The sequence below is a fragment of the Cohnella sp. WQ 127256 genome, assembly GCF_024519285.1.
Classification (GTDB): domain Bacteria; phylum Bacillota; class Bacilli; order Paenibacillales; family Paenibacillaceae; genus Cohnella.
In genome coordinates this window covers 353,405-366,330 of the sequence record NZ_JAMZCY010000001.1, presented here as the reverse complement: position 1 = coordinate 366,330, position 12,926 = coordinate 353,405, and the positions used below count along the sequence as shown (strand labels likewise).

11 protein-coding genes are annotated in these 12,926 nt (G+C 47.3%); 1 reads left to right on the top strand and 10 read right to left on the bottom strand.

What is annotated here, in order from left to right; all coding sequences use genetic code 11:
* Window positions 1-26 precede the first annotated feature (26 nt).
* The 10 genes from M1K58_RS01490 to M1K58_RS01445 form a co-directional block, all read right to left on the bottom strand.
* Window positions 27-419: a RidA family protein gene (locus M1K58_RS01490; protein ID WP_256756896.1), complete on the bottom strand. Its 393-nt coding sequence runs from the start codon at window positions 417-419 to the stop codon at window positions 27-29.
* A 59-nt stretch (window positions 420-478) separates the two neighbouring features.
* Window positions 479-1,576: an alanine racemase gene (locus tag M1K58_RS01485; RefSeq protein ID WP_256756895.1), complete on the bottom strand. Its 1,098-nt coding sequence runs from the start codon at window positions 1,574-1,576 to the stop codon at window positions 479-481.
* Window positions 1,577-1,590: 14 nt separating this feature from the next.
* Complete coding sequence (locus M1K58_RS01480; protein ID WP_256756894.1) at window positions 1,591-3,132, bottom strand: DUF4091 domain-containing protein; 1,542 nt, start codon at window positions 3,130-3,132, stop codon at window positions 1,591-1,593.
* 22 nt (window positions 3,133-3,154) lie between these two features.
* On the bottom strand, window positions 3,155-4,444 hold the full coding sequence (locus M1K58_RS01475; RefSeq protein ID WP_256756893.1) for a Gfo/Idh/MocA family protein: 1,290 nt from the start codon (window positions 4,442-4,444) through the stop codon (window positions 3,155-3,157).
* Between the two features lie 54 nt (window positions 4,445-4,498).
* Window positions 4,499-5,383: a carbohydrate ABC transporter permease gene (locus M1K58_RS01470; RefSeq protein WP_256756892.1), complete on the bottom strand. Its 885-nt coding sequence runs from the start codon at window positions 5,381-5,383 to the stop codon at window positions 4,499-4,501.
* Window positions 5,384-5,399: 16 nt separating this feature from the next.
* Window positions 5,400-6,311, bottom strand: a complete 912-nt coding sequence (locus M1K58_RS01465; RefSeq protein WP_256756891.1) for an ABC transporter permease — start codon at window positions 6,309-6,311, stop codon at window positions 5,400-5,402.
* A 101-nt stretch (window positions 6,312-6,412) separates the two neighbouring features.
* On the bottom strand, window positions 6,413-8,161 hold the full coding sequence (locus tag M1K58_RS01460; RefSeq protein WP_256756890.1) for a type 2 periplasmic-binding domain-containing protein: 1,749 nt from the start codon (window positions 8,159-8,161) through the stop codon (window positions 6,413-6,415).
* Window positions 8,162-8,391: 230 nt separating this feature from the next.
* Window positions 8,392-9,186 (bottom strand): IclR family transcriptional regulator, encoded by a 795-nt coding sequence (locus M1K58_RS01455; protein WP_256756889.1) that lies wholly within the window; start codon window positions 9,184-9,186, stop codon window positions 8,392-8,394.
* A 41-nt stretch (window positions 9,187-9,227) separates the two neighbouring features.
* Complete coding sequence (locus M1K58_RS01450) at window positions 9,228-10,550, bottom strand: aspartate aminotransferase family protein (RefSeq protein WP_256756888.1); 1,323 nt, start codon at window positions 10,548-10,550, stop codon at window positions 9,228-9,230.
* Window positions 10,551-10,694: 144 nt separating this feature from the next.
* Window positions 10,695-11,840 (bottom strand): N-acetylglucosamine-6-phosphate deacetylase, encoded by a 1,146-nt coding sequence (locus M1K58_RS01445; protein ID WP_256756887.1) that lies wholly within the window; start codon window positions 11,838-11,840, stop codon window positions 10,695-10,697.
* Window positions 11,841-11,984: 144 nt separating this feature from the next.
* Here M1K58_RS01445 and M1K58_RS01440 point away from each other — a divergent pair, with 144 nt between their 5' ends.
* Complete coding sequence (locus M1K58_RS01440; RefSeq protein ID WP_256756886.1) at window positions 11,985-12,884, top strand: fumarylacetoacetate hydrolase family protein; 900 nt, start codon at window positions 11,985-11,987, stop codon at window positions 12,882-12,884.
* The last annotated feature ends 42 nt before the right edge of the window (window positions 12,885-12,926 follow it).

The following is a 12,926-nucleotide window of genomic DNA, read 5'->3' as shown; positions in this document are numbered from 1 at the left end:
ACAGCCTCATTTGTCCGGCTTTCCGGTCAACTTTGCCCTCTGCGAGACGGTGCATAAGCAATCGCATCGATCTCGATCAGATAAGGGCTAAGGTTGGAAGGTAGCGAGGTACGAGTTGGAAACGGCTTATTAAAAACCTGTTCATAGGTGCGGTTGTAAGCTGGAAAGTCTTCCGAACGCGAGATATAAGCATTGATTTTAATCACATGATCGAGAGTAAGACCCGCTTCTTCCAGAATGATCTCGATATTGCGCAGACATTGCTCCGTTTGCTCTTCAATTGTTGGTCCGACGATTTCTCGAGTGGAGGGATACACGCCTACCTGACCTGATACGTAAACGAAATCGCCTGCTCGCAGTGCTTGCGACATGGGCAGCGGAAATTCCGGTGCCTTGTTCGTATGAATGTGTTCAGACATAAAACTCACCCTTCCTCTAATGTTTCATAAGTTATTCAGATCCAGATCCAGAATCGAATTCAGCGCACTTGACCGCGCGCTTCGACCTGTAGCCACCTCTCAAGTCGTCCTTTACGCAGTCCAGCTAGACGGTCGTGCAAGTTCGTAACCGTGCAGCAGTGGTTCGGAATGATCGACACGATCTCTCCGATGCGCAGTTCAGTACCTTCCGGCAACTGAATAATGCCGTGCTCCTCACTGAGCTGCACAATAATGGCTTCCGGTAGCTCAGGAATATAACCGAATCCTTGACGGTGAGGGCTTCTATCGCTAGTAAGCGTTTTGGAGCCAGCATCAATGATGACGGTTCCCGGACGTGGCGTGCTGACGACAGTCGCAAATATGCGCATAGCGCATTCCTCTTCTTCGATCAATCCCGTAAACAACTGAGAGCCATCACCAAATACATAAGCCCCTGGCCGCATCTCGGTCACTCCTGCCAGCTCACCAACGAATTTAGAAGTAGGCGTTGAACCGACGCTAATGCCAGGAATCAACATCCCTTGCTGTCTCAACAGGATTTGCGTCCGCACCAAAGCCTCCGCTTCCGTATGGGCAACTTCCCGACAATCCTCCCCGCGGCTTTTACTATAAGCTTGCCCGGCGTGAGTCATAAGCGCGACAACTTCGATACCCGGTAGCTGCCCAATCTGCTGTGCAAGCTTCGCAGTTTCTTCCCCAGGCTCCTTGCCACATCGATTTAAACCGGAGTTCACATCAATGTACAATGGAATTCGCAGCTTCAGATGTTCTCCTAGCTCTGACAAATCCTTGGCCACCTCATAGCTGTCCGTGCTAACCGAAACCTTGATGCGACGCAGCAGATTGCCGAGACGTTCCAGCTTCGATTTACCCACAATCGGATACGCGATGAGGATGTCATCTATGCCGCCATCAGCCATCACTTCGGCTTCGCCCAGTTTGGCTACCGTAATGCCGGCTGCACCATGAATCATCTGACGTTGTGCGATCCAAACGCTTTTATGCGTTTTGACATGGGGTCTAAGCTTTACCCCCGCCTGAGAAGCAAGCTTAGCTGTTCGCTCAAGATTCGCGTCGAGAAGGTCGAGATCAATCGTAACGGCAGGAGTGTCCAGCATTGTCGTCCATGCATGCATACGTTTCCCGCCCTTCACCTTGTCATTAAATGATCGATTTTTTCCCCCATTTGTTTCCTTGCCCCTTCAAGCTTGCGGTAATCCTTGGTCCAATCGTGCCAGTCCGGACCCACACTTTGCGATATTTCGAGTGCCCATTGCTCATGACCGAGGCTTTTGAGAATCTCGATATATTCATAATCCTCGATTCCCTTTCTCAAAGCTTTAAGTCGGACAGATGGAACGACGCCGTCAATGCCAACTTGCTCTCCGGGATACACAAGCATCCCTTCCCCGTTGAAATCCATACCGTCCGCTTTGAAGGTTAGAACATCATGCCAAGGATCCTCCGTCCAGAAATCTACCCTCCAATAGAGAATTCCAGTCAAACCAAGACTTTGATTGATAAACCCGGGTTGAATGCGGAATTCGATCGGACTAAAATCGACCTGCCATTTGGGCGAGTAGTCATCTTGGACGCAGCAGTTATAGGACCATACCTCATCCCCTTTGGCAAGCACCTCTTCAATTCGAGCCTTATCGTACTGCATTGGAAGGATGACCCAAATGTCTACGGCCGATCTGCCACTTCCCGAGCCATCGTCATAAAGCTCAGGAATGGGAGCCATCGTGATCAGATTAGCGATCCCAGCCTCGTGAAGATTTCTAGCCCAAGCCTTAATCGGTTCGTACAAGCTCGTGTATTGTCCAATCTCGTCGGCCGTATAATTGTATAGAAACAGATCTGACGGATGTGCCGCAGCAGCGGCTTGAATTTCTTCTACAGTCGGAGGCGGGGGCATCACACCGTTAAAAGTGTCCGCCTTGCTCCAGAATCCAAGTCCTGAGCAGTTCACTCCATACTTCTCTATCCATTCCCGTTCATTAGAAGGATTAGCGTCTTGTTCCTCTTCACTCAAGTTCCATTGCTGGCACATCAGCTTATGCTTTAACAGTTCCTCGACCGTGCTTTTCTTTCTACTGCTCCATATGAGGAAGGTAGATTTTAATGAAGGCTTCAGCGGCAGCTCGAAGTTCCAAACCGTCAGGGAAATTCGACCTGTCACCTCCCCACTTTCACTTGAAACGGTATACGTACCCGAATAGTGACCCGCTTTGGCATCCCTCGGGACATAAATATCTACCCAAATGACCTGATTGCAGTTATTATCAAGCGCAAACGGAGCCGCTTTTATTTCTCCATACGCAGGAGGTTCGTTGGTTGCAGGGTCGAGAAAAGGGATCAACGCGTCAGGATACCATCCAGGACCCCCGGGCAATACCGATCCTCTCTGCGGACTGGATACACTGACATAGACATAATACTCTCTATAAAGGGTAAGATTCGACTTCGAAATCATAGATTCGTCAGCGCCCTTCAGGTCACTGACTGCAAAATGGACATGACTATGTTCACCCTCCGGTGATTTCAGCGCGACTTGAAACGATTCATATTCACCTCTTGCGGCGAAAAGCTCGATATCGAGGCACTCCCCTGCAGGATCGTCCTGTCTGACCCTTTCGAGACTGGATGCGGTCCATACCGCAAACAACTCTGATTTTTGCGTAGTTGTCATCCACTACGTCCCCTTTCCACTATTAACATCCAACCTCAGAAATCGATTCCGCAATGTGCTCGTAATAATCAGCCAACTCAATGGATGCTCCTTTGCGGAGACGCGAATGTTCAGCTGCGAAAGCCATCATATGACTTTGCACGGATGCTGACGCTGAGGATCGACTTTCTTGTCCGTGGTAATGACGGACTTCATGAAGGTAATTGCGCATGATCGCTTTGTCGGCTCCACCGTGTCCGGTTTGGTGGGGGATCGTCACCCGAGTCTCCTCATGAGTGAGAAAATCACGCAGCACAATGTGGTCGTCTTGCCCCCGAATTTCACCTTTTGTCCCCATAATCTGAATCACTCGCTGCGGTTCAAGCGTGAACCCGCACATACTGAATGTTGCAGTGGCTCCATTAGCGAATTCCATATTGACCACTTGATGATCAACGACGTTATTATCGCTTTTGTACACACAGCGTCCGTAAGAGGATTCATGCAGCCCTTTAACAATTTTGTCGCGGGAAGGCTCACCCGTGAAATCATTTGTAAAATACTTGGAATAAAATGACTTGCCTTCACCAGTCAAGTAAAAGCGAGGTGCGGAATACGGACAGGTCGCTTCGACTGCACAGCCATCGATACAGAAATCCGTCGAGCCTTCCGGAGCGTTGCCAGAATGAAAATGCATCAAGGAGCCGAAGGAGCTCACCCTTGTGCAAGGCTGATCCATCAACCAAGCCAACATGTCCATGTCATGACATGACTTGGCAAGGATCATCGGGCTTGACGTATCCGAATTGTTCCATGGACCACGGACAAAGCTATGGGCAATATGCCAGTAGCCAACATTTTCGTTTAATTGAATGGAGACGATCTGTCCGATTTTTCCCTCGTCGATGATTCGCTTGATCGCAGACCACAACGGAGCGTAACGCATGACATGGCACACAGTCAGCAGACGGTCATTCTCCTTGGCTGCGCGCTCGATCTGAATGCATTCCAGCGGGCTCGGTGACATCGGCTTTTCTAATAACACATGATATTTTTGTTTCAATGCCAGCATCACAGGCTCGAAGTGCATGCGATCCTGCGTACAGATCAATGCAATGTCAGCCACTGGCGACTGCTCTAACAACGGCTCCCACGATTCATAACAGCATTGATCTGGAATACCGTGTGCTTCCGCGAAGCTAGCTCTTCTTGCAGCGTTCGGTTCTGCAACGGCTACAATTTTTAATTCATGAGGGAAATCAAGCGCGTAGCTTGCATAACTGTGAAAGCCTCTGCCTCCCGCCCCAATGAGAACGGCCGTAAGCTGGTCCATCTTATGATCTCTCCTTAGTCGAGTAATGAAGGTTGTTGAGGATGAGGAATCGCTTTACTCCTTGACGCTACCTAATACAATTCCTTTAATAAAATGCCTTTGCAGAAAAGGATAAGCAAGTAGCACAGGAAGTGCTCCGATGAGAATCTGCGCGGCCTTTACCGTCCGGTCATTGATTTCCTTTAACATTTCGGAATTAGTTGTATTGAGAAAGAGGGAAGACATGTTGACGACAATCGTTTGCATATAAGATTGCAGTGGATAATTGGCGGGAGTGTTCATCAAGATCAATCCATCAAACCAGGCGTTCCAATGGTCCACTATCGAAAATAACAATAGAGTGGCAAGTGCCGGACCAGACAACGGAATGTAGATACGCAACAAAACGTTCATATGTCCCGCTCCATCCAAGAAGGCAGATTCCTCAAGCTCTTTTGGTAGCTGCCTGAAAAAATTCAGTAAAATGATGATGCTATATACCTGTACAGCACCCGGCAAAACCAATGCCCACAACGAATTCATCAGTCCCGTATACTTAATAACGATATACCATGGAATGAGCCCACCCCCGAAGAGGATCGTAAAAACAAAGAACCACGCAAATACGGTTCGCATCGGAAAAGCCCGAAGGGTTTTGGATAATGGGTAGGCTGTAAGAACCGTCAGTAGCATGTTAATGGTCGTACCCAGTACAACTCGTTTGAACGAAACCGCTAACGATTGCAAATACTCCTTCTTGTCAATGACATATTCATAAGCCTTCCACGTAAATTCGACCGGCCACAGCTTAACCTCTCCTGCAGTCGACGCTGCTGGCGAGCTAAAGGAGACCGCCATGATATGGATAAAAGGGAGCAAGCAGCTCAATGCCACCAAGAAAAGAAACACATTATTCGCGATTAGGAACAATTTCCTCCCCGTTGAATGACCAACGTCCATGCACACGCCTCCTTCCTCAGAAGATTCTGTAGTTGATCAATTTATAAGCCAAGAAGTATGACAAGGAAACGAAGAAAAAGGATACACAAGATTTGAATAACCCCACCGCAGTAGCTAATCCGTATTGAGCATTTGCAATGCCGAGTCGATAGACAAATGTATCTATAATTTCACCACTGTTCAGTACTAGCGTATTGGTATTGTTGTTTGTCAGCACCAGCACCTGTTCAAACCCCGCGTTCAGTACGTTCCCGATGCTGAGCGTCGCCAGCAGTACGATAATGGGAGCCATTCCCGGCAAGGTCACATGCAGGGTTTGCCGCCAACGGCTTGCTCCGTCTACTATGGCCGCTTCATAAATGGTTGGATTAATGCTTACGATAGCTGCTAGGTAGATGATGGTCGCGTATCCGAACGTTTTCCAAAGATCGGTCGTAACGAGCAAATAAGGAAATAGAGTATCATTGCCAAAGAAGAAGATGTTAGACACGTTAAAATAGCTCAGGAAGGTGTTCACAATGCCTTCTCTGCCCAACATATCGTACAGAATGCCCCCTACAATAATCCATGACAGAAAGTACGGCATATAAATAACGGTTTGGATGCTTCTCTTGAACCACTTTATTTTTAACTCGTTCAACAGAATTGCAATGAGAATTGGGAATATAAGTCCAGCAACGATTTTCATGAGAGCGATATAAACCGTGTTCCATAAAATGTGGATCGTTTCAGGTAAGCCGATGACATATTCGAAATTTTTCCAACCAACCCACTCGGAGCCGAAAATCCCTTTGGAAGGGGTGAACTTTTCAAAAGCAATTGCCAATCCCGCCATCGGCCCGTAACTGTAGACGAGCACTAATATAATCGCGGGTAGAAGCATCAAATATAAGGCGTAATTTCGTTTTAATTCCCGCTTAAGTGCCATAAGTCTGGAGGACTCCCCCCTGGGCAGTAAATTTGATGGTGGAAGGAAAGCAAGTTCACACCTCGCTTCCCTTCCTTTCTCATGCCATGTGTTGGTCGGAATTATTTATTCTGAAGTTGATACCACTCATTGACTTCCTTCGTAATGTCATCGCCACCGTTGGCTTTCCAATACTCTTGGAATTTATCCCATTCATCCATAGAAGCGCCCATAATGATCTTGTTAATGGTTTCATTTAACTTCTTCATGATGATCGGTCCTTTTTCAACCATTGTCTTCGTCGGAGAGCCCATAAATTCGTCGTATTGGAAAAGATCATTTTTCTGGTTATCGATTGTGACATTCCATGAGCCATCAATACCGAAAATTTTCTCATAATGCCAATGGGAGATATCCCCTGACTCGTACTTTAGTACATTGTTGTAAGTGTTCGTTTCATCCACATTTAAGCCTTCTGGACTTTTGGTTTCCAAAGCATTTTTGACCTTCTGGAATTTGATCATGTTTTTGTGGCCCAGTTCAACCCATACTGCGCTGTACTTCCACATGGCGTTTCCTTTTGTTGGGTCAGCCTTGTTCAGATAAGTTTCCGCATCGGCCGTTGCTCCGAAGGATTTTTCAAGCGTCAAGTTCGCTAGCTTAATAAGGGCTTCTGGGTTTTTGTAGCCTTTGATGACGACATTATGATTTCGGAGCCATAATCCCGTAGCTGATGTTTTGGCCGGCGTTCCATCGATCGAAGGAATCGGATACGCCTTCCAATCCGCGTTGGGGTCCTTGTTTACGTTTTCTTGAATTGGCCATGATGGATACCACCAAACCCCGAACAGCATGCCGACCTTGCCGTTAGCTAAAGCCTTGGTTAACGTATCGTAGTCTTGAGCGGCGTATTGCTTATCAATCCAACCTTTCTTGTAGAACTCCTGCAGCTTCTGTAATGCCGTTGTCATTTCCGGCTGGAACAGCCCTGTGACCAGTTGCCCGGATGAATCCTTCAACCATTTGACCGGATACCCCATCTGCTGTTGAAAAGCCGGATAAGCATGGTATCCGTTAAAGAACGGGGTTAAATGGTACGTAATATCCGAGGTAACCGTGAATCCTGGTGTGTTGTTTTTCTTATCCCCATCGGGGTCCTGCGTTGTAAACGCTTCCGCAATTTTATCGAAATCAGCCATCGTTTTTGGTTCCGGTAGATTTAACTTTTTCAGCCAGTCGGTCCTCACCCACAGCATTTCCGTATCATCGAGCGGATCTAGGAAAGTGGGAATACTGTACAATTTCCCATCTCGGGTAGCGGATTTCATCGCGCGACCTTCATCGTAAGTAAGCTGTTCCTTCAGAAATGGGGTTGCATATTTCTCATATGCATCGGTTAAGTCCTCCAGCATGCCAGCATCGTAAAGCTGCTGAAATTGGTTGTCGTTAACCGACATAATATTCGGCAAATCTTCGGATACGATCATGAGGTTAACCTTTTGCGCAGCCTGCTCACTTGGACCGGTCCATTTGATTTTTACCTTGATCCCAAGCTGCTCTTCGTAGGTTTTCGTCCAAATGTTATTTTCCGGTGATTCCCCTTCTGGAAACTTCACATCGCTATCCAGAGAACTGAGGGTGGAAATCTCAATTGGGGGGTCGTATTTGCCCATCGGATCGATTGGAGCCGTGCTTTCACTTGCCGTGCTACTTTCAGTTGCCGTGCTACTCTCTTTTGCCGTTTCGCTCGGCTTGTTTGACCCCACTGATGAAGCTTCTTCGTTATTCCCCGAACTACAAGCGGTAGGTAGAATCAATGCTGCCGTTAACACCAAGGACAATAAGACAGTAGAACTTTTATTTCGCTTCATACGAAAATCCTCCTCTGTTCTCCCTTGTAATCACGGTTTCAATACGTGGCACATATGTTTCATTTGTATTATAGCATAATGGTTTAATTTGTAAACGAGTTTTTTTAAACCTCACTTGAGTACATTAAGGTATAAAAAAACCAAGCAGACGAGGTACAACAAGTCGCTTGGTTTCCATGGGGTATTGGTTCTATTTTGTTATATTTAATACTGCTCTCGCTTAAAAAGCTTCACTCATCCAGTGCAACAGCTGCAGCAGCATTGCCTAATTTAAGAGAGATTGCAGATGCAGCCGCAGCGACGTGTTCGGCGATTCCTGGGATTTTGTCATCGGTATAGCGATGCATCGGACCAGAAAGGCTAATGGCACCGTACACATTGCCAAACATACCGAATATAGGTGCCGCTACACAATGGGCTCCTTCAACAATCTCCTGATTATCCAGGGCATAACCATTTCTGCGCACCTTCTCTAGCTCCTCCTTGAACCGTTCGGGAGTTGAAATGGTCTGCTCAGTTACAGGGGGCAGTCCATGGCGATCCAGTAGTTCTTGCACAACCCGTTCCGGCAAATGGGCAGTAATCGCTTTTCCCATTGCAGTAGCATGGAACGGAGATCTCGATCCTACGGAATCCGTCATTCTCAAGGCATGAGTGCTTTCAATGATCTCAACATACATAATTTCACCGTCGATTAAGACACCGAGGTTAACCGTGTCGCCATATATGTCCGACAGCTTTTTCATTTCCAGCAAGGACGCCGATCGGATATTATTCCGCTCCAACAAGTTTTTCGTGATGATCAATTGCTTGTAACCCAAACAATATTTTCCGTCCTCGTCGCTGCGACTGATGAATCCCCGATTTTCCAATGTCAAAATGATTCGGTATGTCGACGACTTTGGTTGATTGAGCATATCCGTTAATTCAATAAGGCTCATCGATCCATGCTCCGACAGTAGCTCAATTAAATCCAACGCCTTGTCGATAGATTGAATCGTGTACCGTTCCTGTTTTTCTTCCATTTCCTTCATTGAGTCTCCTTATCCATTTGAGTATTTCGGCCTCATATCCGATCGAGCGCCCGATCAACGGCAGCCAGTGTTTCCTTCACTTCTTGTTCACTGTGCACCGCCGATACGTACCAAAGTCCATTCGGACGTAGTAGCACCCCCTCTTCAAGCATCCTTTCGGCGAATGTCGAGTAGGCTGACGCATCACGATTGTTAAAAGCTTCGAAGTTCTCGACATGTTTTTCTTGCGTGAACATCATGTGGAAGACAGGACCGATCTGATTCACGATACCGTCTATCCCTTTCTTGCTAAGGAGATCTCGAATACCCTCGACTATCCTGCGGGATATGGATTCCATCCGTTCGTAAATAGCCCCCTCATTATCAGAAAGAACTTTCAAGGTGGCTAGGGCAGCAGAGGTAGCAACCCGATTACCGTTTAAAGTGCCCAGGTGACTAACCGCGCCTGTCTCAAGTAACGACATAATGGATTGTTTGCCGCCGACGGCACTAACGGCAATTCCTCCACCTAGAGCTTTACCAACTGTAACGAGATCGGGCATGATCGCGAAACGACCATGAGCACCATTCAAGGCGACACGGAATCCGGTAATGACTTCGTCCAAAATCATGACGATGCCGAGTTCGCTCGTCAGCTCGCGCATCTTCTCCAGATAACCAGGCGCAGGCAATATACAACCCGAGTTACACATGACTGGCTCGGAAATGACAGCAGCGATCTGGTCTTTGCCTTCTCGGAGCGTGCGCTCTAGCAGAATCGTATCGTTCCATGGTAGCAAAATGACTTCTGTAAGAGCAATGTCACTCTGCCCCCCTGTTCCTGGAAGCGATTGTTCCTCCTTATATTCCTCAGAGGAAGTGGACGTCTGTATCATATCGGAGCTTGGGAACGAGGTGAAAATGGTGTCTGACCAGCCATGATAATGTCCGTGAAATCGCACAATTTTTCGTTTTCCCGTATGAGCTCGGGCGAGTCGCAGGGCGAGCATTACAGCTTCTGTGCCTGAGCCGCTGAGAGCGATCGATTCGGCGCACGGCAACAGTTCCGTTAAACGGCGCGCGAGTTGGATTTCCCCCTCATGCTGCAAACCATAGCTTGCGCCTTTGGTCATTGCCTCGTATACGCTTTCAACCAGAGCAGGATGGGAATGGCCAAGAATCGAAGGTCCATAGGCGAGCAGATAATCGATGTATTCATTGCCGTCGACATCTCGAATTCGCGCTCCCGATGCAGATTCAGCGAATAGGGGGATCGGTTTCATTGCTGCGCGCAGTGAGCTAGCAACCCCTTGCGCAAGAAATTGGCGCGACTCCGCAAACTTCCTTGTGGATTGTTCATAGTGATAGATAGCCATATCATCCTTCTCCCAACATGATGGATTGACGACGATGGAACAAACCAATCGCAATAGCTTGTTTTTCTTACTTATCTAAGTTTCACATTGTGGTACACTGGTTTCATTAAGTAATATATCATAAGTTAACAAATATGAATAGCTTTATTTGATCATTTCTCCTCGTAAAATGACTGCCTGCACATGAATCTCTTCGTCCACGAGAATGATGTTCGCCCATTTCCCCTGCTCGATGCTTCCAATTTCATGTTCCATACCAATAACAACTGCCGGATTCGTAGCGCTCATTCGGAAAGCATCCACAATCCCGACGCTTGCATGCTTCATCATGTTACGAACTGCACCGTCCATGGTCAGCTTACTCCCAGCCAGAGCACCCTTATAGTTGTAATTAACATCAGGTTCGTCAGGGTCAGCCAACCCTGAGTCGGGCATGCCATCGGTAATAATAATGACTCGGTCCGTCCCCTTTGTCTTATGGATCAGCTTGAGCATCAGTGGGCGCACATGAATACCCAGCTTGTCGGGGATGACCTCTGCATAGAGATCGTCATGAACAAGCACAGCTTCATCCACCCCCACCTCCCGTGTACCGAGAAAACTGGATGGGCTTGGGGTCGTGCCGCTTGCGTTCGTACAGTGGCAGCCGACTTGCAGTCCAAGGGGCACTAATCGATATATTTGTTCAGCAGTCGCCTCCGAATGACCGACGGACAAAGCAATACCGTATCGCGCAGCAGCTATGGCAAACTCGTATTGACCGTCAAGCTCAGGAGCTAACGTCCAAAGCTTAATCTCTTCTCCCGCCAAACTCAGCAGCTCATTATACTCCTCTGGGTCGACAGGCCTGATCGGAGAAGTAACTGCGCCGTATTTTTTATTAATATAAGGACCTTCTAGATGAATGCCAACGATCGCAGAACGATAAGGTGCATCGGAATAAATTGCATTCTTTATTTCCAGTACACCCTGCCGTGTCTCTTCACGGCTTTCGTTATAAGTTAAGGTCGGAAGAATACTCGTCGTCCCGTGCAGGAGATGGGCAACTGCAAATTCGTACGGTTGGTGAAACGACCACACCCCACCACCCCCGTGACAATGGATGTCGACGAAACCCGGCGCAATGTAAGCCCCACATGTGTCGATGACTTCCATGTCGGGTGTGATTTCAGGAATCTCACCTTGCTCCCCGAATGCCTTGATTTTACCGTCACAAATATGTACAAATCCATTCGGGATCAACCTATCACGCCCCACTACTGTTCCATTTATTAACAGCATGTCACCCATCGGTTATCCTCTCCGATCTTTTATACCTACCTGATCAATTGCCCCAATCGTGTATTGCCACAAAATGAAACTTGTGTTTCAATTAGATAATAGTGAATTACCATTCATTTGTAAACCGTATTTTACAGGCAAAGGAGTCTAACGATGAAACTGCTGACCTTTAAAGAAGATCAACACTACCGATTAGGCATTCGAATGGACAAAGGTGTACTGGATGTTGCTTCTGCAGCGAAGCAATTGTTGTTGAAGGATGTCCCCCTTACGATTCAAGAAGTGATCGAACAGGGTTCATCGGCAATCCAAGTACTTAGTAGGTTGGTTGAGCTGGCGTCTTCTCCCTCAGAGACATCCAATTACTGGCTGGATGAAGCGAGTCTTCAATTCGGCCCCTGCGTGACGAATCCAGGTAAAATCATTTGCGTCGGGCTCAACTATCGCAAGCATGCGGAAGAAACGAATTCGCTCATTCCGCAGTATCCGATCTTATTTAACAAATTTAATAATTCATTGGCCGCGAATGAGGAACAAATTGTGATTCCGCGAGTCACGCAGAAGGTAGATTATGAAGCCGAGCTTGTCATGGTCATCGGAAATAAAGCAAAAGATGTGTCCGAAGAGGATGCACTGAATTATGTATTCGGCTATTGCAACGCGAATGATTTGTCCGCACGAGATTTGCAGTTGCGGACTGCGCAATGGTTGCTTGGCAAAACCTGTGATGGGTTCTCGCCTTTGGGTCCTTATCTTGTAACGGCGGACGAAGTCGACAATCCGAACGACCTTACGATTAAATCGTTTGTGAATGGCGAGAACCGTCAACATTCCAATACGAGCGATATGATTTTTAGTTGTGCTGAAATCATAAGCTACATTTCTCAACATTTCACGTTGTTACCGGGAGATATTATTCTTACTGGAACGCCAGAAGGGGTCGTGATGGGTTATCCACCAGAGCGACAGGTTTACTTGAAAGACGGGGATGTCGTGACGATTGAAATCGAGAAGCTAGGTTCATTAACGAATCGGTTTATCGCGGAGGTCTAACTTGTAAGTCTAATGAAAAAGGGGATTTATATCATTTCTAGG

Excerpts from the sequence above, each read along its gene's own strand:
- M1K58_RS01440 (WP_256756886.1), top strand. The coding sequence starts at position 11,985 with ATGAAACTGCTGACCTTTAAAGAAGATCAACACTACCGATTAGGCATT.
- M1K58_RS01470 (WP_256756892.1), bottom strand. The coding sequence starts at position 5,383 with ATGGACGTTGGTCATTCAACGGGGAGGAAATTGTTCCTAATCGCGAAT.
- M1K58_RS01490 (WP_256756896.1), bottom strand. The coding sequence starts at position 419 with ATGTCTGAACACATTCATACGAACAAGGCACCGGAATTTCCGCTGCCC.
- M1K58_RS01485 (WP_256756895.1), bottom strand. The coding sequence starts at position 1,576 with ATGCATGCATGGACGACAATGCTGGACACTCCTGCCGTTACGATTGAT.
- M1K58_RS01450 (WP_256756888.1), bottom strand. The coding sequence starts at position 10,550 with ATGGCTATCTATCACTATGAACAATCCACAAGGAAGTTTGCGGAGTCG.
- M1K58_RS01460 (WP_256756890.1), bottom strand. The coding sequence starts at position 8,161 with ATGAAGCGAAATAAAAGTTCTACTGTCTTATTGTCCTTGGTGTTAACG.
- M1K58_RS01455 (WP_256756889.1), bottom strand. The coding sequence starts at position 9,186 with ATGGAAGAAAAACAGGAACGGTACACGATTCAATCTATCGACAAGGCG.
- M1K58_RS01480 (WP_256756894.1), bottom strand. The coding sequence starts at position 3,132 with ATGACAACTACGCAAAAATCAGAGTTGTTTGCGGTATGGACCGCATCC.
- M1K58_RS01465 (WP_256756891.1), bottom strand. The coding sequence starts at position 6,311 with ATGGCACTTAAGCGGGAATTAAAACGAAATTACGCCTTATATTTGATG.
- M1K58_RS01445 (WP_256756887.1), bottom strand. The coding sequence starts at position 11,840 with ATGGGTGACATGCTGTTAATAAATGGAACAGTAGTGGGGCGTGATAGG.
- M1K58_RS01475 (WP_256756893.1), bottom strand. The coding sequence starts at position 4,444 with ATGGACCAGCTTACGGCCGTTCTCATTGGGGCGGGAGGCAGAGGCTTT.